The 691-nt window shown below is 70.5% G+C and carries 1 protein-coding gene and 1 pseudogene; both read right to left on the bottom strand.

The window, feature by feature from the left end; genetic code table 11:
• Positions 1-330 (bottom strand): transferase (locus tag BGN97_RS17315; protein ID WP_292704343.1); only part of this gene is annotated, 330 nt, incomplete at its 3' end.
• 80 nt (positions 331-410) lie between these two features.
• Positions 411-691: pseudogene (locus tag BGN97_RS17310) on the bottom strand (Fpg/Nei family DNA glycosylase); the annotation flags it as partial.

The following is a 691-nucleotide window of genomic DNA, read 5'->3' as shown; positions in this document are numbered from 1 at the left end:
CGCCCCACGGGCGATGCGCGCCCCCGCGCCGATCTCGGTGCGGACGCCGACGTGCGCGCCGTCGCCGATCACGGCCCCCTGGCCGATGTGCGCGTGCGCGTCGATGTAGGCGTCCTCGCCGATCACGGCATCCGAGTCGACCCAGGCGCCGCGGGCGACGCGCGCCCCGGCTCCGATCTTCGCCCCGGGTTCGACATAGGCCCCGGCTTCGACGACCGCCTTGGGGTTCACCTTCGCGCCGTGCGCGACGAGACCACGACCGTTGACGTGCTTGCGGTAGCGCAGCGTCTCGCCCTGGTCGTCCTCGATGTCGATGTAGTTCTTGCCCACGATTCCTCCCGTGTCCGGAGACTTCCGGATATAGCTACAACCACGGGCCGTGCGATTTCATTCCCCATCGGGGATGGGAGTCATCGCTGGCAGTTCGGACACCAGAACGTGACGCGCTCGCGGGTCGGATCCGCGCCGAGTGCGCCGGTGCGGATGAGGGTTCCGCAGCGCCGGCACGGCCGGTTGGCGCGGCCGTAGACCCAGTCGGTGAAGCCGCGACGCGCGTCGCCGGTGAAGGTGCGGTCGATGCGGTCGCGGTTGGCGCGGATGGTGCGCACACCCAGGTCGATCAGTGCTGGGACGTCGACATCGGGGGTGGGCGTGGTGGGCAGGATGCCGCGCAGGAACAGCAGTTCGGCGG

This window comes from Microbacterium sp. 69-10 (assembly GCF_001897945.1).
GTDB lineage: Bacteria > Actinomycetota > Actinomycetes > Actinomycetales > Microbacteriaceae > Microbacterium.
The sequence above is the reverse complement of the archived record's forward strand: the minus strand, read 5'-3'. Positions and strand labels throughout refer to the sequence as shown.